The sequence below is a fragment of the Streptomyces sp. NPDC090127 genome (genome assembly GCF_044746945.1).
Taxonomy (GTDB): Bacteria; Actinomycetota; Actinomycetes; order Streptomycetales; family Streptomycetaceae; genus Streptomyces.
Genome location: NZ_JBIVDE010000006.1, coordinates 399,075 through 418,182 on the forward strand (window position 1 = coordinate 399,075; position 19,108 = coordinate 418,182).

Here is a 19,108-nt window from a genome sequence, read left to right on the forward strand (position 1 = left end):
ATGCCGAAGACCACGTTCAGCCGCGAGGAGATCAAGTCCTACGCGCAGCTGTCGCCGTTCGAGCTGAAGGACATGTTCATCCGGATCGCGCAGACCGCGCAGGCCGACGAGCCGGGCCAGAAGGGGAAGACCCAGACGCAGATGCTCAACGCGGGGCGCGGCAACCCGAACTGGGTGGCCACCGGTCCGCGCGAGGCGTTCCACGCGCTGGGCTACTTCGCGCTCGCCGAGTCGCGCCGGGTGTGGACCGCCGACGACCTGGGTGGGATGCCGGAGAAGGTCGGGGCGGGCGAGCGCTTCGACACGTTCGCCCGCCGCCACCCGGACCTGCCCGGCATCGACCTGCTGGTGAAGTGCGTGGCGTACGCGGTCGAGCGGTTCGGCTTCGACAAGGACGCGTTCGTGCACGAACTGACGGACAGCTCGATCGGCGACAACTACCCGGTGCCGGACCGGATCCTGGAGCACACGCAGGAGATCGTGCGGGGCTACGTCTCGGACGAGATGTTCGCCGGGAACCCGCCGGACGGCGCCGGGAAGCTGTCGCTCTTCGCCACCGAGGGCGGCACGGCGGCGATGTGCTACATCTTCGACTCCCTGATGAAGAACGGGATCCTGCGCAAGGGCGACCGGATCGCGCTGATGGTGCCGGTCTTCACGCCGTACATCGAGATCCCCGAGCTGGACACGTACGAGTTCGACGTGGTCCGGGTCGAGGCGAGCATCTTCGCGGAGACCGGCGTACGGGAGTGGCGCTACCCGGCCGAGGAGGTCGCCAAGCTGGCCGACCCGGCGGTCAAGCTGGTCTGCCTGGTGAACCCCTCGAACCCGCCGTCGCTGGCGCTGAGCGAGCGGGTCGCGGGCCAGATCAAGGACATCGTGGCGACGAGCAACCCGAACCTGATCATCGTGACGGACGACGTGTACGGCACGTTCGTGCCGGGCTTCCGCTCGATCGCCGCCGACCTGCCCCGCAACACCCTGCTGGTGTACTCGTACTCCAAGCACTACGGGGCCACCGGCTGGCGGCTCGGGGTCATCGGCCTCCACGACGACAACGTCGTCGACGCGATGATCGCCGGGCTTCCGGCGGAGGAGAAGGACCGGCTGAGGCGCCGGTACGGCACGCTGTCGCTCGAACCGGAGAAGATCCGCTTCATCGACCGGCTGGTGGCGGACTCCCGGCAGGTGGCGCTCAACCACACGGCGGGCCTGTCGCTGCCGCAGCAGGTGATGATGACGCTCTTCTCCCTCTTCGACATGGTCGAGGAGGGCCAGGCGTACAAGGAGCGGATCCGCGGGATCGTGGCGCGCCGCCTCGGACTGCTGCTCGAAGGGGCCCAGATGAAGATCGCGGAAGATCCGAAGCGGGCCGCCTACTACATCGAGCTGGACCTGCTCGCGGAGGCCGAGCGCGTCCACGGGAAGGACTTCGCGGCCTACCTGGAGAAGAACTACGAGCCGGTCGACGCGCTGTTCCGGCTGGCGGAGCAGACGGGCGTGGTCCTCCTGAACGGCGGCGGCTTCGACGGCCCGCAGTGGTCGGTACGGGTGTCGCTGGCGAACCTGGACGACCTGGACTACCTGAAGATCGGCCACCACCTGCGGGCGATCTTCAACGACTACGCGGAGGAGTGGCGGACCGCGAAGGCGTGAGAAGGGGCGCGCCCCGGCCGGGGGGTAGGGGCACCGGCCGGGGCGCGCGTTGTGGGGGGACAGGGGGGTCGGAGGTCTCCCTCGGGAGAGGGGGCCGGCTACTTGTAGGCGGCGAAGGCCTTGGTGAAGGCCAGCGGCTGCTGGAGGATCGAGGAGCAGGTGGCGTCGGCGTGGTTCACGGCGCCGGCCGCGCACTGCTTGTCGCGGGTCGAGGACCACATCGACAGCCAGCCGATGCCCTTGGCCTTGGCGAAGTCGACCAGCTGGGTGGCGTCGTCGACCGTGAAGATCTCGGTCGTGACGTCGTTGACCCCGATCATCGGGGTGACGGCCACGGCCTTCCAGGCGGCGGCGTCGCTCAGGCCGAGGACGCCCTTGATCTGGGCCTGGGTGGCGGTCGCGGCCTGGACGGCGTACGTACCCATGTCGGCGCTGTAGGCCGGTCCGTAGTCCATGGCCATGATGTTGACCGCGTCGATGCGGACGCCGTTGCGCTGGGCGTCGGCGAGCAGGTCGACGCCAGGCTGGGTCAGGCCCTCGGGCATGACCGGCAGGGTGAAGGAGACGTTCAGGCCGGGGTGTGCCTTCTGGAGCTGGGCGATGGCCTGCGCGCGGCGGGTGTTGGCGGCCGTGTCCGGAAGGGCGGCGCCCTCGATGTCGAAGTCGACCTTGGTGAGCTTGTACCGGTCGACGACCTTGCCGTACGCGGCGGCGAGGTCGGCGGAGTTCGCGCAGTTCAGGGCCAGCTCGTGGCCGGCGGCGCCGCCGAAGGAGACCCGGACGTCGCCGCCCTTGGCCCGCAGGGCGTCGATCTGGGCGGCCACCTTGTCGCTGCCCAGGTCGGTCACCCCGCCCCAGAGCGGGGCGCAGGAGCCGCCGGAGGTGATGAAGGCGAGGTTGAACTCCTTCGCCCCGGTGGCGTCGGCGGTCGCGAGCATGTCGTACGTCGGGTAGAGCGAGGTGTCGACGTAGGGGGCGAACTTCGCGGCGGCGGCCGGGGTCCCGGTGGCGGTGGCCGTCGGGGTGGGCGTCGGGGCGGTGGTCGAGGGGCTCGCGGTGGCGGTCGGGGCCGCGGTCGTCGGGGCGGTGGTGGCGGGCGCGCTCGGGGTCGCGGTGGCCGTGGGCTGCCCGGTCGGCCGCCCGCTGGGGGTCGGGGTGGCGCCGCCGACGGAGCAGGAGGCCTTGTTGATCAGGCAGTTGGCGGGGTCGCCCGCCTCGCCCGCCGCCGAGGTCACGAAGCCGACGGTGACGGACTGCCCGGGGGCGAGCTCCTTGTTCCAGCTCGCGGGCTTCACGGTGACGTGCCGGCCGGAGACGGTGTGGTCGCCGTTCCACAGCGAGCCGATGGTCGTCCCCTCGGGCAGGTCGAACTCCAGCGTCCAGCCCCCCGGCTGGACGCTGGAGGTCTCGTTGGTGACGACGTACTGCCCGGTGTAGCCGCCGTTCCAGGAGCTGGTGCGGGTGTACGCGGCCCCCACGGCGGCGGCCTGCGCGGTGCCGGTGAGCGCGAACGCCGCGCCGCCGGCCACGGCCGCCGCGACGACCGCGCCGATGACCTTCGTCCTGCCGCTCGTCCTGCGCCGGTGCGAACTGGTGGTGCTCATCGCGTGCCTGCCTCTGTGCCGGGGGTGGGGGGTGGCTGCGGCAGCACGCTAGCGACAGACAAACGGACAAATGCCCAGGAGAGGGCCAGGGTTGGGGATCCTTAGGCTCCGCTTAAGGACCGCATCGGGACGAGGAAAGGTTCAGAGGCGGTACGGAGGCGTTCCGCGGCGGGCCGGGCGGCGTTACCCGGGGGCCGGGCGGCGTTCCGCGGGCGGGGCGGGCGGCGTTCCCCGGGCGGGGCGGGCGGCGGTTCCCCGGGCGGGGCAGGCGGCGGTTCCCCGGGCGGGCCGGGCGGCGTTCCCCGGGGGCCGGGCGGCGTTCCCCGGGGGCCGGGCGGCGTTCCCCGGGCGGGGCGCGCCGCGCCGGGGGTGTTCCTCGTTCCTCAGCGGGTGCGCGCGCCCGGGTGTTCCTCAGCGGGTGCGCTGGGCGGACGGCTTCTTGCGGCGGCCGCGCTGGCCGCGGCGGCCGGCCGTGCCGCCGGAGCGGCGCCCGTCCAGGCCGATCCAGATGCGGACCTCGGTGCCGCCGAGCACCGAGTGCCCGATGCGGACGTCCCCGCCGGTGGCCTCCGCCATCTGCCGGACGATGTCCAGGCCGAGGCCGGTCGAGCCGTCCCGGTGGCCGCTGTTGCCGCGCGTCAGGGCGGCGGCCGGGTCGGCGATGCCCGGTCCAGCGTCGGAGACCAGGACGATGACCGCGTCGTCGCCGTTGTGGACGTCCAGGGAGAAGGCGGTGCCCTCCGGGGTGTGCCGGAAGACGTTGCCGAGCAGCGCGTCGAGCGCGGCGACCAGTTCGGGCCGGGCGACCGGGATCCGTACCGGGCGCTCGATGCCCGCGACCCGTACCTTACGGCCCTCGTCCTCGGCGAGCGCGGACCAGAACTCCATCCGGTCCCGTACGACCTCGGAGGCGTCGCAGCCCGCGCCGGGCCCCGTGGCCTGGGTCTGCGGCTTCGCCTCCCGCGCCGTGCGGATGATCGTGTCGACCTCGCGTTCCAGCTGCGCGACGGCGGCCCGGGTCTGCTCGGCCGCGGGGCCGGAGCCGAGCGAGGCGGTGTTGAGCCGGAGCACGGTCAGCGGGGTGCGCAGCCGGTGGGAGAGGTCGGCGGCCAGTTCGCGCTCGTTGGCGAGGAGCTGGACGACCTGGTCGGCCATCGAGTTGAAGGCGATCGCGGCCGACTTCAGCTCCGGCGGCCCCTCCTCGGGGACCCGCGCGCCGAGCTTGCCCTCGCCCAGGTCGTGGGCGGCGCCCGCGAGACGCTGCGCGGGCTGGACCATCCGTACGCCGAGCCGGTCGGCGACGGCGACCGAACCGACGATCAGGGCGATGCCGACACCGGCGAGCACGAGCCAGGCGGTGGCGACACCGTTGGTGGCCTCGCCCTCGGGGACGAAGAGTTCGACGACGGCGACCTGGCCGGAGGAGAGCGCCGTGGGCTGGAGCAGCACCGAGCCGCCCTCCACCTCGGCGATGGAGGCCCGCCCCAGCTCCCGGGTGGTCCGCAGGTCCTTCTCGGCGGCCCGGCGCGTACCGATCTCCACGGCCTTGGCACCCGGTTCGTCGGCCGCCGGGACGTGGACGGCCATCCGCCCGGCGGCGCCGTCCTCGGTGGTCGCCACGGCCCGGTCGAGCTCGTCGCGGTCGGTGGTGATGGCGAGGACCGGCGCGAGCCCGGCGGCGCGCCGCTCGGCGTTGGAGAAGGCCCGGTCGCTCGCCATCTCCTTGACGACGAGTCCGAGCGGTACGGCGAAGGCGACGACGACCATGGCGGTGACGGCCAGCGACACCTTGACGAGGGCCCATCTCACGGCTGCTGCTCCCGGGGCGGTTCGAGCTTCACGCCCACCCCGCGCAGGGTGTGCAGATAACGGGGGCGGGCGGCCGTTTCGCCCAATTTGCGTCGCAGCCATGACAAATGTACGTCGATGGTCTGGTCGTCCCCGTAGGACTGCTGCCACACCTCGGCGAGCAGCTCCTTGCGCGGCACGACCACACCGGGCCGGCCGGCCAGGAAGGCGAGCAGGTCGAACTCCCGCCGGGTCAGGTCCAGCCGGCCCCCGTCGAGCTCCGCCTGCCGGCGCAGCGGGTCGATGGAGAGCCCACCGACCTGGATCACCCGGGACGGCGGCGCCTCCCCCGCCGCGGCACGCGAGCGCCGCAGCACGGCGGCCATCCGCGCCGAGAGGTGCTCCACGGAGAAGGGCTTGGTGAGGTAGTCGTCCGCACCGTCGTTGAGCAGCCGGACGATCTCCGTCTCGTCGTCCCGCGCCGTCGCGATGATCACCGGGACGTCGGTGATGCCGCGCAGCATCTTCAGCGCCTCGGACCCGTCCAGATCGGGCAGTCCGAGGTCCAGGATGACCACGTCGAAACGGAAATGGGCGACCTCGCGCAGCGCCTCCAGGGCCGTGCCGACGCTCCGTACGGTGTGGGAGGCCTCGGTCAGGTGCCGGATGAGGGCGGAGCGCACGAACTGGTCGTCCTCGACCACGAGCACACTTGCCATGGCCCGCACCGTACGCCATACGGGGGAACCCGAGGCAAGGTCCACCCTGCGGGACGGCCCGGGCGGCGGTGGTGCAGTATGGCCCGGATGCGTAGAGGACTCGTTCACGCCATGGCGTGGTCGCTCGCCACGGGCGCGGCGGTCACGCTCTCCTGGTGGGGTGTGCACACGGTGATGGCCGGCACGGTCTACGACCCGCCGCGCGCCCTGCCGATCCCGGCCGGACCGAGCAGCGAAGGACCGGACGCCGGGGGCGTCGGGCTGCCCGCCTCCTCGTCCACGCAGCGGCCGAAGCCGCCCCCCACCTCGACCCCGCCGACCGGCCCCGGCACGCCCACCGCGCCCACGTCACCGACCCCCTCGCACACCCCCACCACCCCGAAGCCGCCCACCACGGAGCCGGCGCGGGACGACGGCGGCAGCGTGAAGAGCTACACGGTCGACGGCGGCCGGGTCGCCTTCGACCTCGGCGAGAGCTCGGCGGAGCTGGTCTCCGCCATCCCGGCCTCGGGCTGGCAGATGCAGGTGTGGAAGCAACCCACCTGGATCCGGGTCACGTTCACCAGGGACGGCCGTGAGCTGTCGGTCTTCTGCGTGTGGCACGACACCGCGCCCCGCGTGGAGATCGAGGACCGCTAGCCTCCGCGCGGGAGGCCGGGGCTCGCCTCGTCAGCGGAACACGGCGGCCGGCGGTACGGGCGAGGGTTTGGCGCTGGCGTCGGTGACCGGGGTCGCGCCGCCTGCGAAGTCGACGAGTGCCCGGCCGTGTTCGACCCGGCCGGGGTGCGGGTCGGTCGCCACCCGGCGGGTCAGGTCGGCGACGGGCAGCTCGCGGTCGGAGGCCAGGAGCACGGCGTTGCCGAAGCGGCGGCCGCGCAGCACGGTCGGGTCGGCGGTCAGCGCGAGCTCGGGGAAGACGGTGGCGGCGGTCGCGATCTGGCCGCGCAGATGCGTCAGCGGCGGCCCGTCGGCGAGGTTCGCCGCGTAGAGACCGCCCGGCCGCAGGGCCCGGCGGACCTCGGCGAGGAACTCCGCGCTGGTCAGGTGCGCGGGGGTGCGGGCGCCGCTGAAGACGTCGGCGATGATCAGGTCCGCCCAGCCGTCCTGCACCTTGGCGAGCCCGGCACGGGCGTCGGTGGAGCGGACCCGGATGCGGGCGGTCGCGTCGAGCGGCAGCTCACGACGGACGAGCTGGACCAGCGAGCCGTCGAGCTCCACGATCTGCTGGGTGGAGCGAGGCCGGGTGGCGGCGATGTAGCGGGCGAGCGTGAAGGCCCCGCCGCCGAGGTGGACGACCTGGAGGGGCCGGTTCGGCGGGGCGGCGAGATCGGCTATGTGGCCGAGGCGCCGCTGGTACTCGAAGGAGAGATGGGCCGGGTCGTCGAGGTCGACGTGCGACTGCGGGGCGCCGTCGATGAGCAGCGTCCAGCCGCGGGGCCGCTCCCGGTCGGGTATGAGCTCCGCGAGTCCGCCGTCGACGGTCTCGACGACGGCGACGGCGGCTGCCGCCCGTTCACGCTGTCTGTTCCTGGCCACGTGCCCCATTATCGGCATGCGCGCCAGGTACCCGCCCGACGAGCGCGGGGGCCGTGTGCGCCGGCGCGCCGGGAGTACGTGCCGGGCGCCGCGAGCCGGGCCGCGTACACCGGTGCCGCGCGCGTGCGTGCCGGGCGCCGCGGGCCGGGCCGCGTACACCGGTGCCGCGCGCGTGCGTGCCGGGCGCCGCGGGCCGGGGTCGAGAGCCGGGCGCGCGCACGTGCCGGGCGCCGCGGGCCCGGCATGATCCACAAGCCCCCCTAGCGGCAGCCGTCGGCCGCCTCGATGAGACGGGCGGCCTGGCCGAGGGCCTCGCGGAGCACGGCCGGGTCGGTGACCTCGCCGGTGTCGCCGGGCGGCAGCAGCCAGCCGGCCGGGCGCGGCGCGTCACCGGCGGGCTCGGGAAGCTCGGGCAGTTCGGCGAGTTCCGGCAGTTCGGGGATCCGCAGGCCCCGGCCGGAGGTCTGCGTACACGCGCTGCCCGGCATGTCCCAGCCCGCCGCCGTGCCGGGCGGTACCAGGAAGCCGAGGGTGTCGCAGGCGCCGTCGTGCAGCACGGGGCCGACGGCCGGGGTCCCGCCGCGACGGAGGATGTCGACGGCTTCCAGGCCCTGGCGGACCGGCACGGTCACCAGGTCGCAGGGGGCGGCGTGCGGGGCGCCACCGACAGGGGCCGCGCCGGCAGGGGCCGCGCCGGCATGGGGGGCACTGGCGTCCGGGGTGGGTGCGTGCAGTGCGGTCGACTGCGATCCGATCTCCAACAAGGGACCCCTCCTCGCTCTTGAGAAGACACGTTCCGTCTCTCCACATGGTTCAACGCCCGTGCGCGTCAACGGCTACGGCGGCACGCCGCCGCAAAGGATGGCAGTTCATGGCAGATTGCGAGCGAGATATCCGATTTATGGCAAAACTCTGCGTGCGCGACCGGTCACAGCAGGTACGTTCTCCCCCGCCGGAACACCGGCAGCACAGGAGAGGGCTCGGCCATGGCGGTGTCAGGGGCAGTTCCCAATCTCGCCTTCCGCCGGCTCCGCGGACAGCACTCGCCGGCGGAGTTCGCCGCGACGGTCCGACGGGCGGCGCGGGAGATCGGCGAGCAGGTCGCGTGCGACGCCCGCTACATCGGGCGCGTGGAGGCGGGTGAGATCCGCTGTCCCAACTACGCGTACGAGCGGGTGTTCCTGCACATGTTCCCCGGTCTCGCCCTGGCGGACCTGGGCTTCTCGGCGCGGGAGACCGTACGCGGCCGTCGGCCGGCCGTCCCCGCCGGGGCACCGCCCGGACCCGCCCTCACCACCCGGAACGATGAGGAGAGCGACGTGCTGCGTCGCGCATTCATGACGAGCGGCACCGCCACCGTGGCGGCCGTCTCGCTGGGACTCGGCGGCACGGCCGTCGCGATCCCCGCCCCGCGCGGGGCCCACAGGATCGGCGAGGCCGAGGTCCGCGCCGTCGAGGACGCCGTACGGCAGATCCGGCTGCTCGACGACCGGCACGGCGCCGAGGGCCTCTACAAGGCCGCCGCCCAACCGCTGCGCGCGGCGTACGCGCTGCTCGACGCGGGCACCACGGCCCGCCGCTCCACCGAGGACCGGCTGCACGCGGGCGCCGGCGAGCTGGCGATCTCGGTGGGCTGGCTGGCCCACGACTCGGGCCGCTTCGACGACGCCCGGTCGCACTACGCGGAGGCCCTGGCCACCGCGCGCGTGGCGGGCGATCCCGCCCTGGAGGCACACGCCTTCTGCAACACGTCGTTCCTGGCCAGGGACGCGGGACGGTTCCGGGAGGCGGTCCGGGCCGCGCAGGCCGGGCTACGGGCCGCCCAGCCGCTTGCCTCCCACCGGCTGCTGTCGCTGCTCTCGCTGCGGGAGGCGGGCGCCTGGGCGGGACTCGGTGACCGGTCCGCCTGCGAGCAGGCCCTCGGCCGCGCGCACGGCCACTTCGCCAAGGGGCAGAGCGACCGGGACCCGGAGTGGATGTCGTTCTTCGGGGAGCCCGAACTGGAGGCGCTGGAGGCGCACTGCTGGTCGGCGCTGGGCGACTGGGGCCGGGCGGCCCGCCACGCCCACCGCGCGACCGTCCTGCAGAACCCCCACTTCGCCCGCAACCTGGCCCTCTACCGGGCCCAGCTCGCCAGCAACCTGGCCCACGCGGGCCGCCCGGACGAGGCGTCGGCGGAGGCCCGGCGCGTGATGGACTCCCTGGGCGACGTCCAGTCCTCCCGCATCCGCCGCATCCTCACGGAGACGAGCGAGGTCCTGGCGACGGCCCGCTGATGGGCGCGGGGCTGGTGCCCGCGGGGCGACCGGGGCCGGGCGGGGGGCTGGTGCACGCGGGCCGACCGGGACACGCGCGGGGCTGGTACACGCGGGCCGACCGGGACACGCGCGGGGCTCGTGCACGCGGGCCGACCGGGTCAGGCGCGGCGACCGGGGCCGGGCGACCGGAGCAGGGACACGCGCGGCGACCGGGGCCGGGCGACCGGAGCTGGGACACGCGCGGCGACCGGCAGGCGGCTCCCCGCGCCGAGGGACTCCTCGTGCCGAGGGTCGGCAGGCCGGGCCACCCGGCCTGCGGCTACTGCCACTCCATGTGGCCGGTGTCGTTCCAGCGCTCCACCGCCGGCTCGCCGTACGCCCAGCCGAGGATCGACAGGCTCGTGGGGTCGAGGCGGATCCGGGCACCGAAGGAGACCTCCTCGCCCAGCCAGCGGGCGGCGAGCGAGCGCAGGATGTGGCCGTGCGCGAAGACCAGGACGTCCCGGTCCTCCGACCGCGCCCACTCCACGACCTCGTCCGCCCGCGCCGCGACCTGGGCCAGCGACTCGCCCTCGGGCACGGCGTCGCGCCACAGCAACCAGCCGGGCTGCCGCCCCTGGATCTGCTCCGGGGTGAGCCCTTCGTACGCCCCGTAGTCCCACTCCATCAGCGCGTCCCAGTCCTGGGCCCCCTCCCCGAAGCCGGCCAGGTCGCAGGTCTCCCGCGCGCGCACCAGCGGGCTCGTGCGGACCTCCACGCCCGGCAGACCGTTCCACGCCCCCCGGTGCAGTCGCTCGCCGAGCAGCTTCGCGCCGCGTCGGCCCTCTTCGAGGAGGGGAATGTCCGTCCTGCCGGTGTGGCGGCCGAGCAGGGACCATTCGGTCTGGCCGTGCCGGGCGAGCAGGATGCGCGGTGCCATGAAGGCTCCTGAGTCTTCGACGGGGCTGTGTTCAGGGTGTACCTCCATCATCTCCCACCTGAATTCCGGACGACATGCGGGCGACCCCGGCGGGCCCGTGAGCACGAACGACGGTCGGATGTCAGTGGCGGATGGGAGACTTCCGCGGGTGAGCGAATCCCTCGACAGCGGAGCCTCCCCCCCTCCGCAGACGACACGACGGCCCGGGGCCTCCCCCGCCGCGGCGAAGCCGCGCGTCCGGGAGCGGCTCGCCGAGCTGCGCGGGCCGGCCGTGGTGCCGCATCCGCTGGACGCGCGGGCTCTGGCGGCGCTCGCCGCCAACCCCGGCTGCCGGCGGCGCGCGCTGCTCGACGGCGCCGGGGTGGACAAGACCGCGCTCGCGGCGAAGCTCGGCTCACCGGCCGCGTTCGGGCAGTCGCAGTTCGCCTTCATGCGGGGCAACGCCTTCGAGGCGAAGGTCAAGGCGGACGGGGGGCGTGAGCTGCTGCGGCTGCTCGGCATCGAGGAGCCCGGCGAGGTCCGGGTCCCGGACCTCGCGGCGGCCGGCCCCGAGGGCCGCGCCGCCCGCACCGCGCTCGCCCTGCGCGAGGCGACGGCCGCCGGGGCGTGGGCGCTGCTCGACCACCCGATGCTGGCCCTGGAGGTGGCGGGCTCGCCCGCCTATCTGGAGCCCGACGCCGTGGTGGTGCACCCCGACCGCCGGTGGACGGTCGTGGAGATCAAGTCCTTCCCGATGATCGACGGTTCGGCGGACGCGGCCAAGGTGGGCGCGGCGGCCCGCCAGTCGGCGGTGTACGTACTGGCCCTGGAGCGGGTCGCGGCGCTGACCGAGGGCGCCGAGGTGGCGCACCACGTGCTCCTCGTCTGCCCGAAGGACTTCTCCAACCTGCCGACGGCCTCCGTCGTCGACGTACGCAAGCAGCTGTCGGTGACCCGCCGTCAGCTGGCCCGGCTCACCCGCGTCGAGGACATCGCGGCCGCGCTGCCGCAGGGCGTCACCTTCGACGTGGAGGCCTGCTCGGCGGACGAGCTCACGGCGGCGGTGGAGTCGGTCCCGCACGCGTACGCACCGGAGTGCCTGTCCGCCTGCGAGCTGGCCTTCCACTGCCGCGACCGGGCCCGGCAGGCGGAGGCCGTGGAGACGCTGGGCCGTTCGGTACGGGGCGAGTTGGGCGGCCTGACGACGGTCGGCTCGGTTCTGGCGGCGGCGCGGGGCGAGGGGGGCGACGCGACCGACCCGACGGTCGAGGCGCTCCGCCGGGCACGGGCCCTGCGCGACGAGGCGCTCGCGACGGCCGTCCCGGCCGCCAGGTCCGACCGGACGACGCCCGCATGCTGACCCGCCACCCCCAGCCCGGCCGGACCGCCGCGCGCCCGCGCCCCTGCGTCGACCGAGCCTTCGGAGGCCGCTCATGTCGCTGATCTCCACCCTCGCCCGCATGGAGGCCGTCGAGGCCGGGCGGGCCCAGCCGCTGGCCACGGTCCGGCACCGGCACGTCTCGGAGCGGCCCCTCGTCCTCGTACCGCTGACGACGGCCGGGGAGGCGGGTGCGCCGCTCGGCGCGCTCGTCGGGACGGACCGGGACGAGCCCCGGCTCCTGGTCGTCGCGCAGCCGCGCGACCGGGACCTCCGGTTCGCGTTCCTCGCCGACCTGGCCGAGGAGGTCCTGCCGTACATCGACGCGTTCACCGACGTCGTCGAGGCGGCCGAACGGAACGAGACGGACCCGGAGACGGGCAAGAAGGTCAAGGTCGAGGTCGATCTCTGCGCGGACGCGCCGCAGTTGGTCGTGCCGAGCCGGGCGGGCGTCGAGTACGTCCGGCTGCTCGGGCGGTCGATGCGGTTCCGGCGTACGGCCGAACAGGACCCGGAGACGCCGTTCCCCGCCCCGCCGCGCGTACCGCTGCTCGGCCGCTGGCTCACCCACCTCGGCGAGCGGGCCCGCGTCCCGGGCTCCTCGCTGCTGCTGTCGGCGACGGACCTGCTGAACCGGCACTGGGCGACCGGCCAGTCCTCCCTGGAGGACCAGCACCTCGGCGCGCTCCTGGCCTGGATCGACCCCGACGACGGCGTTTCCGGGGCCGAGGCGGCGCTCCGTGCCGAGCTGGGCCGGGACCGCGAGGGTCAGCTGCTCTGCCCGCCGGCCGGTCCGGCGACCGACCCGGCCTTCGACAACCGGCTGCTCGCGCCCGCGATCGAGCGCTTCGACCGAGCCCGGCAGGCGCTGGCCGCCGCCGAGGACGGCGCGAGCGCCGACGAGCGCCTTGCCGAACTGCACCGCGCCGAGCGGGAGATCCGTCGGCTGATCGCGTCCCAGCTCAGGCCGACCTGGGACGCGGTGTGGCGCGCGCTCGACCTGCTGCGGGAGCTTCCCGAGGGCGCGCGGGTGCCCGACCGGTGGACCCGCGACCGCTGGTCGTTCACCGGACACCGTGACCGGGTGGCCGCGGGCGAGCCGCCGCAGCCCCGCCGCGACGACGCGGTGGCGGCGGCCCAGAAGCTCGCCACGCGCGAGGCGGCGCAGGGCCAGCTGGACGCGCAGGAGGCCCTGGACGACCCGCTGGTGCTCGCCGGACGCCGGCTCGCGGGCGAGGCGTTCGTCGCGGAGGTGGTGGAGGTGACGATGGCCTGGTCGGAGTCGAAGCGCCCCTCGCCGCGCCCGCTGCTCACGGTCCGTACGGACGACCGGCCGCACCTGGGCGCCGGGGTCAAGGTCTTCCGCTCGCTCGAAGGCAAGCCGCAGACGGCGGAGTTCGTACGGCACGAGGAGGACGGCTCGCTCGTGCTGCGGGTCACCGACCGGATGGGCCGCGCGAAGGAACCGGCCGAGGGGTCGGTGCCGGAGAAGGGTGAGCTGCTCGCCTGGACGCTGTTCGAGCACGACCAGCGGATGGGCGCGAAGCTGCCCGACCCGGAGGAGACGCCCTGGACGCACGGCGGGCCTCCGCGCGCCGACGTCGCCGAACTGCCCGACGCCATGACGCCGGAGGACGTGCTGTGACCCCCGAGCCCTTCACCCGTACGCCCCTGTCCCCCGAGCCCTCCACCCGCGTGCCCTTCGATCCCTCGGCCGAGGCCGCGAGGGCCACCGCCGGGATCCTTGCGGACACCCTGCACGGGGACGCCCGGGGCGTCGTCGTGGACTCGCCGCCGGGTGCGGGCAAGTCGACGCTCGTGGTCCGCGCGGCGCTCGAACTCGCTGCGGCGGGGCGCCCGTTGATGGTGGTCGCGCAGACGAACGCCCAGGTGGACGATCTGGTGCTGCGGCTCGCGGAGAAGCAGCCGGACCTGCCGGTGGGGCGGCTGCACTCGAACGACAGCGATCCGTACGACAAGGCCCTCGACGACCTGGAGAACGTACGGAAGTCGGCGAAGGCGGGGGACCTGGCGGGTCTGGACGTGGTCGTCTCGACGGCCGCGAAGTGGGCGCACGTGAAGAACGTCGAGCCGTGGGCGCACGCGATCGTGGACGAGGCGTACCAGATGCGTTCGGACGCGCTGCTCGCGGTGGCGGGGCTCTTCGAGCGGGCGCTGTTCGTGGGAGACCCGGGGCAGTTGGACCCGTTCTCGGTGGTCGGCGCGGAGCAGTGGGCGGGTCTGTCGTACGACCCGTCGGCGAGCGCGGTCTCCACGCTCCTCGCGCACAACCCGGAGCTGCCGCAGCACCGGCTGCCGGTGTCCTGGCGGCTGCCGGCGTCGGCGGCGCCGCTGGTGTCCGACGCGTTCTACCCGTACACCCGGTTCCGCAGCGGTACGGACCACGGCGACCGGCGGCTGACGTTCGGGGTTCCGTCGGACGGCTCGGGGCCCGACCGGGTCCTGGACGAGGCGGCCGAGTCGGGCTGGGGCCTGCTGGAGCTGCCCGCCCGGCACACCCCGCGCACGGACCCGGAGGCGGTCGGGGCGGTGGCCCTGGTGGTGCGGCGCCTGCTCGACCGGGGTGGTGCGGCGGTCAGCGAGCGGGGGCCGGACCCGGTCCCGCTGACCCCGGACCGGATCGCGGTCGGCACGGCCCACCGCGACCAGGCGGCGGCGGTCCGCGCGGCGCTGGCCGACCTGGGCGTCACGGGCGTGACCGTGGACACGGCGAACCGCCTCCAGGGCCGGGAGTACGACGTGACGGTCGTCCTCCACCCGCTGTCGGGCCGCCCGGACGCCACGGCCTTCCACCTGGAGACGGGCCGCCTGTGCGTCCTGGCCTCCCGCCACCGCCACGCCTGCGTCGTCGTCTGCCGCGCGGGCGTCGCCGACCTCCTGGACGACCACCCGTCGACGGAACCGGTCCAGCTCGGCGTCACGGTCAAGTTCCCGGACGGCTGGGAGGCGAACCATGCGGTCCTCTCCCATCTGGCGGAGCACCGCGTGCCCTGGCGTCCCTGACAACCGGGCCCGGGGGCGGTGCCCTTCGTCGTGGGTGGGGGCTGTGGTCAGGGGTTCGGGGTGGGGGTGCGGCGGGTCTCGGTGGCCAGGGTGAGGAGGGTGTCGACCGGCCACTGGTCGTCGGCGTGGGCGCCGTACTTCGCGGCGGCCACGCGGCCGTCCGAGTCGATCAGGAAGTCCGCCGGCAGGCCGAGTCGGCCGCCCCGCGGGCTCCGCACCGGCGGCCGTTCACGCCCGCGCAGCATGCCCCAGGTGCCGAGCGTCACGGCGCGGACGATCGGCCCCCAGGCGCGCGGGGAGAGCAGCGAGCGGGGCGAGGCCTCCACCCCGAACGCCGCGTAGAGCCGTTTGTCCGGGTCGGCGACGACGGGGAACGGCAGGCCGTCCAGGTGGGGGTGCAGTTCCCGCGCCGGCGAGTGGAAGACCACGACCTCCTGGATTCCGGCCGACTCGATCTCGGCATGCCGGCGGACGATCGACCGCAGGTGGAAGTGGCAGATCGGGCAGCCCGCGAAGCGGCGGAACTGCAGGTGGACGAGCCGGTCGGGGTCGGGGTCCGGTAAGGCGACGGACGCACCGAGGACCGGGTCGAGGCGGCTGACGGGAACGCGTGCGCCGGGCACGAGCATGGGCACCCCCAGGTAGGCGTACGGTGTACTCCCATCAGCATAGGCGTACGGTGTACGCTGTCAACCCATGCCGCGCCCCCGCTCCCTCACCCAGGACCACCTGGCCGCCGCCGCCCTCGCCGTCATCGACCGCGACGGGCTCTCCGGCCTGTCGATGCGCGCCGTCGCCCAGGAGCTCGGCATGAGCACCATGGGGCTCTACCGGTACGTCGCCGACCGCGACGAGCTGGAGGGCCTCGTCGCCGAGCGCGTCCTCAGCTCCGTCGACCCGACCCCGCCGCCCCCGGGACCGCCCTGGCGGGACCGGGTCGTGGAGCTGGTCGCCCGTCTGCGCACGAGCGTCGGCGCGCACCCCGCGGCCGTACCGCTGACCGTCAGCCACCGGCACCGGCTGCCCGGGCTGCTCCGCTGGTCGGAGTCGGTCCTGGAGCTCCTCGCCGAGGCGGGCGTCGAGGGCGAACGGCGGGTCGTCGCCCTGCGCGGCCTCGTCGCGTACGTCGTCGGCGCCATCCAGCTCGAACACCTCGGGTCCCTCGCCGGCGCCGGCACGAGCACCATCGCCGATCTGCCGCGGGAGCACTTCCCGTACATGGCGGAGGCGGCCCGGGACGCGCCCGGGATCGACGCCGAACGGGAGTTCTTCGGAGGGCTCGCGGTGTACCTGCGCGGCCTCGGGGACTGAGCGCGTCCGCACCCTCGTCTCGCCCTCTTGCGCGGCGCGAGACAATGGAAGTCGGCCCGGGAGTCCGGGCCGTGCGTGTGCGAGGAGGAGAAGGACCATGGCGGAATCCGCGGAGCGGCACGAGCAACGGCGACTCCGGCCCGCGCCGCTGATCTTCGAGCCCGCAGAGGCGACCGCGGATCCGGAGCACTTCTTCGACCTGGAGTCGATCGACGACCCGCGCGAGCTGCTGGCGCGGGCGACGGAGCTGACGCTCGCGTTCCGCGCGGCGACGGACCGGGCGATCGAGTACCAGGCGATGGCGGCGGCCCAGCTGGCCGACCCGCGCCGCTTCGACCGTCTGACGGCTGCGGACGTCGCCGAGCGCGCGGAGTGGACCGAGGACTACGCCCGCCGCATGATCGACTTCGGCCGGGACCTGCTCCGCGGCTCCGGCGCCCCGACGGACGACTGAGTCGGGGCCCGAATTCCCCGCGGGCGGACGGCCGAGGTCGGGCCCCGCACGGGTAACGACCGACGGACGGCCGACGTCGGTCGCCGGATGTCCGACGCGCGGCGGATGCGCCGGACGACTGGACCGTTTGGCATATGCCGGGGCGAAAGATACTCCTCCGGCACCCGCCCTGTCCGGGTTTCCGGCAACACGCTGAAACAACTCCGTCACTGCCGGTAGATCTTGACGCATGAGTGCATGGCTGCGAGACGAGACCCCCCTGAGCCCGGCCCAGAGCGACACCGACGAGCGGCGGAGCGAGCGGCACGACATCTTCCGGTTCCTCCGGGACCCGGACGACCGCCGCCATCACTCCGCCCACGTCACCGCCGCCGGCGCCGACTGGCTCGCCTCCGCCGCCGCGTACCCGCGCTCCACGCTCGCGCTCTGGGAGGCCCGCCCCTCCGCCCCCGCCGTGCTGTCCTGCGGGACGGCCTTCGACGTCGTGAACGTGGACGCCCTCTTCGGACGCCGGATGCTCGACCGGCTCTGGGCCGAGGGCCCGGGCTCGGGGCCCGTCGCCGTCCACCGGGGCCGGATGCTGCTCTTCGCCGCGCCCGGCACCGCCCAGCGGTTACCGGCGCTGCTGCACTGGGAGGAGTGGGGCGACTCGGTCCCGCCGCCGCTCTGTCACGGCCTCGGGGACGCCGTCACGATCCCCCCGCTCACCCCCGCCCGGCCGGTCGATCCCCGCTGGGTCGTCGCCCCCGACACCCGGCATCCCTGGCTGCCCGGCCCCGAGGTCATGCTCTGGGCGTGCGTCCGGGCGGTCCGCGCCGCCTCCGCCGCCGACGTGCGGATATCGATTTTTCCTGGCGCCGATCAGAGTGCTAAGGTCTACGACGTCAGCAGGCGCCGCTAGCTCAGTTGGTTAGAGCAGCTGACTCTTAATCAGCGGGTCCGGGGTTCGAGTCCCTGGCGGCGCACAGACGAAGAAGGCCCCTCGCGCAAGCGGGGGGCCTTCTTGCTGTACGACGACGGGGGCGGCGCCGTCACGACGACAGCGGCCGGTGCCGCCACGACGACAGGGCCCGGCGCCGTCACGACGACGGGGACGGCACCGTCACCTTCACCGTCCAGGCTCCCGCCCCCGTCCGGTCCGCGACCTCCACCCGCGTGCCGTCGCCGGGGACGGTGAACGTCTCGCCCACCCCCAGCGGCGCGTCCGCCAGCGGCGGGTACACCGACCGGTCGAAGCAGGCCTCGGTCCGGGGGTGGGTGTCCACGACCTCGATCGGGCCGTCGCCGGACGCCGCCTCGTTCCGTACGCGGTAGATCAGCACGCCCTCCTTGCAGGTGCCCTCGTCGTTGCCGGTGGCGCCCCGGGCCTCGATCGCGAGGGCCGACCCCATGCCCGTACGGACGACCGCGAGGCGGTTGCCGAGCGAGCCGCCGGCCACCGGAGCCGCCGCCAGTGCCTCCAGGCTGAACAGGCTGCTGCCCGGCCCCTGGACACAGGTGACCTGGTGCCGGTCCAGCCAGCCCAGCTTCCACTTGTGCCAGCCGAAGGGCTCCGGCGCGAGCCCGAACTGGCTGCCCATGACGTCCCAATCACCCACATGGGTGTCCCAGTCGCCCTTGCCGTCCACGGGCCGGTGGTAGAGGTCCGGCAGGTCGAAGACGTGCCCGGTCTCGTGCGCGAGGACGTTGCGGTCCGGCGGATGCCGCTCGAAGACGGTGACGACCCGCTTGATGTCCTTGCCGTCGACCGTGAGCGGCTGCTCCAGGTTCACCACCTTGGTGGCGTCGGAGTCCACGCCCGGCGCGTCGGGGTCGGCGACCAGGTAGACGATGTCGTACCGGGCGAAGTCGACCTTCCGGTCCGCCGCCGCCAGCGCGTCGCGCAGATACGCCGTCCGCTTCGCCGCGTCCCAGTCACGCCGTATCGAGTAGTCCGTCGACGCCTTCGGCATGGCCGTCCACTCCGGCCGGGCGTCCGCGCGCAGCGCGAAGCGGCCGTACGAGGCGCGCCGGAAGAAGTCGCTCGTGCCGGGGAAGTGGTCGGCCGCCAGCTCCCCGGGGCTGGTCAGCGGCTCGGAGTCGGGGAACGACAGGAAGATCATGACGGCGTCGAGCGAGCGGGCCGGCTTCGGATACGCGGCGTTCCAGGTGTCGAGGCCGAGGGAATGGTGCGCGGCGGTACGGGGCAGGGCGCACGGCCCTGCCGTCGAGGCGCCCACGGCGGGGCCGGCCACGAGCCCGGTCGCGGCGAGCGCCACGAGGGAGGTGAAGGCGGCGGCGGAGGCGCGCAGCCGCGCGCGGTCCACTCCCCCGGGTGGCTGCTGACCCCTCACGTGGACCTCCGGCTGCGGAATGCGGGACACCTCAACCACCTTGTGACGGTTTGCGGTGTTTCGCACTATTCCGCTGCCCCAGTCGGGTGAGCGGGCGACACGGGGTCGACGCGACACGAGCCCTCAACGGCTCACGGAACGTCACAATC

17 protein-coding genes and 1 tRNA gene are annotated in these 19,108 nt (G+C 74.3%); 10 read left to right on the top strand and 8 right to left on the bottom strand.

Annotation, left to right across the window (positions count from 1 at the left end):
* Positions 1-1,656, top strand: coding sequence for a bifunctional aspartate transaminase/aspartate 4-decarboxylase (locus tag ACIPPS_RS23760; RefSeq protein WP_401435449.1), 1,656 nt, complete (start codon positions 1-3; stop codon positions 1,654-1,656).
* Between the two features lie 98 nt (positions 1,657-1,754).
* Here the strand turns inward: ACIPPS_RS23760 and ACIPPS_RS23765 are convergent, their stop codons facing one another.
* From ACIPPS_RS23765 to ACIPPS_RS23775, 3 genes are all read right to left on the bottom strand, one after another.
* Entirely contained in the window at positions 1,755-3,260 is a 1,506-nt protein-coding gene (locus ACIPPS_RS23765) for a cellulose binding domain-containing protein (protein ID WP_401435452.1), read from the bottom strand.
* Positions 3,261-3,671: 411 nt separating this feature from the next.
* Positions 3,672-5,069 (bottom strand): ATP-binding protein, encoded by a 1,398-nt coding sequence (locus ACIPPS_RS23770; protein ID WP_401435454.1) that lies wholly within the window; start codon positions 5,067-5,069, stop codon positions 3,672-3,674.
* Positions 5,066-5,767, bottom strand: coding sequence for a response regulator transcription factor (locus ACIPPS_RS23775; RefSeq protein WP_401435456.1), 702 nt, complete (start codon positions 5,765-5,767; stop codon positions 5,066-5,068). Before ACIPPS_RS23775 ends, ACIPPS_RS23770 begins: the two co-directional genes overlap by 4 nt.
* Before the next feature lie 78 nt (positions 5,768-5,845).
* Here ACIPPS_RS23775 and ACIPPS_RS23780 point away from each other — a divergent pair, with 78 nt between their 5' ends.
* Positions 5,846-6,406 (top strand): hypothetical protein, encoded by a 561-nt coding sequence (locus ACIPPS_RS23780; protein ID WP_401435458.1) that lies wholly within the window; start codon positions 5,846-5,848, stop codon positions 6,404-6,406.
* 30 nt (positions 6,407-6,436) lie between these two features.
* Here the strand turns inward: ACIPPS_RS23780 and ACIPPS_RS23785 are convergent, their stop codons facing one another.
* Together ACIPPS_RS23785 and ACIPPS_RS23790 are read right to left on the bottom strand one after the other, a co-directional pair.
* Positions 6,437-7,312: a spermidine synthase gene (locus ACIPPS_RS23785; protein ID WP_401435823.1), complete on the bottom strand. Its 876-nt coding sequence runs from the start codon at positions 7,310-7,312 to the stop codon at positions 6,437-6,439.
* A 251-nt stretch (positions 7,313-7,563) separates the two neighbouring features.
* Positions 7,564-8,067 carry a hypothetical protein gene (locus ACIPPS_RS23790; protein WP_401435460.1) on the bottom strand — a complete coding sequence of 168 codons (504 nt, stop codon included), beginning with the start codon at positions 8,065-8,067 and terminating at the stop codon, positions 7,564-7,566.
* Positions 8,068-8,289: 222 nt separating this feature from the next.
* Here ACIPPS_RS23790 and ACIPPS_RS23795 point away from each other — a divergent pair, with 222 nt between their 5' ends.
* Positions 8,290-9,579, top strand: coding sequence for a tetratricopeptide repeat protein (locus ACIPPS_RS23795; protein WP_401435462.1), 1,290 nt, complete (start codon positions 8,290-8,292; stop codon positions 9,577-9,579).
* Positions 9,580-9,880: 301 nt separating this feature from the next.
* Here the strand turns inward: ACIPPS_RS23795 and ACIPPS_RS23800 are convergent, their stop codons facing one another.
* On the bottom strand, positions 9,881-10,480 hold the full coding sequence (locus tag ACIPPS_RS23800; RefSeq protein ID WP_401435464.1) for a histidine phosphatase family protein: 600 nt from the start codon (positions 10,478-10,480) through the stop codon (positions 9,881-9,883).
* Between the two features lie 148 nt (positions 10,481-10,628).
* Here ACIPPS_RS23800 and ACIPPS_RS23805 point away from each other — a divergent pair, with 148 nt between their 5' ends.
* The 3 genes from ACIPPS_RS23805 (at position 10,629) to ACIPPS_RS23815 (ending at position 14,861) form a co-directional block, all read left to right on the top strand.
* Complete coding sequence (locus tag ACIPPS_RS23805) at positions 10,629-11,819, top strand: hypothetical protein (protein WP_401435467.1); 1,191 nt, start codon at positions 10,629-10,631, stop codon at positions 11,817-11,819.
* A gap of 73 nt (positions 11,820-11,892) precedes the next feature.
* Positions 11,893-13,482 (top strand): hypothetical protein, encoded by a 1,590-nt coding sequence (locus ACIPPS_RS23810; protein WP_401435469.1) that lies wholly within the window; start codon positions 11,893-11,895, stop codon positions 13,480-13,482.
* Between the two features lie 50 nt (positions 13,483-13,532).
* Positions 13,533-14,861: an AAA family ATPase gene (locus tag ACIPPS_RS23815; protein WP_401435825.1), complete on the top strand. Its 1,329-nt coding sequence runs from the start codon at positions 13,533-13,535 to the stop codon at positions 14,859-14,861.
* A 47-nt stretch (positions 14,862-14,908) separates the two neighbouring features.
* On the opposite strand, the gene ACIPPS_RS23820 is transcribed toward ACIPPS_RS23815, so the two are convergent.
* Entirely contained in the window at positions 14,909-15,490 is a 582-nt protein-coding gene (locus ACIPPS_RS23820; protein WP_401435471.1) for a peroxiredoxin-like family protein, read from the bottom strand.
* A 67-nt stretch (positions 15,491-15,557) separates the two neighbouring features.
* Between ACIPPS_RS23820 and ACIPPS_RS23825 the strand changes: the two genes are divergently transcribed.
* The 4 genes from ACIPPS_RS23825 to ACIPPS_RS23840 all read left to right on the top strand — a co-directional run bounded on the left by ACIPPS_RS23825 (position 15,558) and on the right by ACIPPS_RS23840 (position 17,591).
* The gene (locus ACIPPS_RS23825; protein WP_401435474.1) at positions 15,558-16,172 is read left to right on the top strand and encodes a TetR/AcrR family transcriptional regulator; all 615 of its coding nucleotides are present in this window, start codon (positions 15,558-15,560) and stop codon (positions 16,170-16,172) included.
* 97 nt (positions 16,173-16,269) lie between these two features.
* Positions 16,270-16,626 carry a hypothetical protein gene (locus ACIPPS_RS23830; RefSeq protein WP_401435476.1) on the top strand — a complete coding sequence of 119 codons (357 nt, stop codon included), beginning with the start codon at positions 16,270-16,272 and terminating at the stop codon, positions 16,624-16,626.
* Positions 16,627-16,855: 229 nt separating this feature from the next.
* Complete coding sequence (locus tag ACIPPS_RS23835) at positions 16,856-17,527, top strand: bifunctional DNA primase/polymerase (RefSeq protein ID WP_401435478.1); 672 nt, start codon at positions 16,856-16,858, stop codon at positions 17,525-17,527.
* Positions 17,518-17,591, top strand: a tRNA-Lys gene (locus ACIPPS_RS23840). Before ACIPPS_RS23835 ends, ACIPPS_RS23840 begins: the two co-directional genes overlap by 10 nt.
* A 114-nt stretch (positions 17,592-17,705) precedes the next feature.
* Here the strand turns inward: ACIPPS_RS23840 and ACIPPS_RS23845 are convergent.
* Positions 17,706-18,989, bottom strand: a complete 1,284-nt coding sequence (locus tag ACIPPS_RS23845) for a M6 family metalloprotease domain-containing protein (RefSeq protein ID WP_401435480.1) — start codon at positions 18,987-18,989, stop codon at positions 17,706-17,708.
* Positions 18,990-19,108: the final 119 nt, after the last annotated feature.

Excerpts from the sequence above, each read along its gene's own strand:
- ACIPPS_RS23760 (WP_401435449.1), top strand. The coding sequence starts at position 1 with ATGCCGAAGACCACGTTCAGCCGCGAGGAGATCAAGTCCTACGCGCAG.
- ACIPPS_RS23765 (WP_401435452.1), bottom strand. The coding sequence starts at position 3,260 with ATGAGCACCACCAGTTCGCACCGGCGCAGGACGAGCGGCAGGACGAAG.
- ACIPPS_RS23775 (WP_401435456.1), bottom strand. The coding sequence starts at position 5,767 with ATGGCAAGTGTGCTCGTGGTCGAGGACGACCAGTTCGTGCGCTCCGCC.
- ACIPPS_RS23780 (WP_401435458.1), top strand. The coding sequence starts at position 5,846 with ATGGCCCGGATGCGTAGAGGACTCGTTCACGCCATGGCGTGGTCGCTC.
- ACIPPS_RS23785 (WP_401435823.1), bottom strand. The coding sequence starts at position 7,312 with ATGGGGCACGTGGCCAGGAACAGACAGCGTGAACGGGCGGCAGCCGCC.
- ACIPPS_RS23795 (WP_401435462.1), top strand. The coding sequence starts at position 8,290 with ATGGCGGTGTCAGGGGCAGTTCCCAATCTCGCCTTCCGCCGGCTCCGC.
- ACIPPS_RS23800 (WP_401435464.1), bottom strand. The coding sequence starts at position 10,480 with ATGGCACCGCGCATCCTGCTCGCCCGGCACGGCCAGACCGAATGGTCC.
- ACIPPS_RS23810 (WP_401435469.1), top strand. The coding sequence starts at position 11,893 with ATGTCGCTGATCTCCACCCTCGCCCGCATGGAGGCCGTCGAGGCCGGG.
- ACIPPS_RS23820 (WP_401435471.1), bottom strand. The coding sequence starts at position 15,490 with ATGCTCGTGCCCGGCGCACGCGTTCCCGTCAGCCGCCTCGACCCGGTC.
- ACIPPS_RS23825 (WP_401435474.1), top strand. The coding sequence starts at position 15,558 with ATGCCGCGCCCCCGCTCCCTCACCCAGGACCACCTGGCCGCCGCCGCC.
- ACIPPS_RS23830 (WP_401435476.1), top strand. The coding sequence starts at position 16,270 with ATGGCGGAATCCGCGGAGCGGCACGAGCAACGGCGACTCCGGCCCGCG.
- ACIPPS_RS23835 (WP_401435478.1), top strand. The coding sequence starts at position 16,856 with ATGAGTGCATGGCTGCGAGACGAGACCCCCCTGAGCCCGGCCCAGAGC.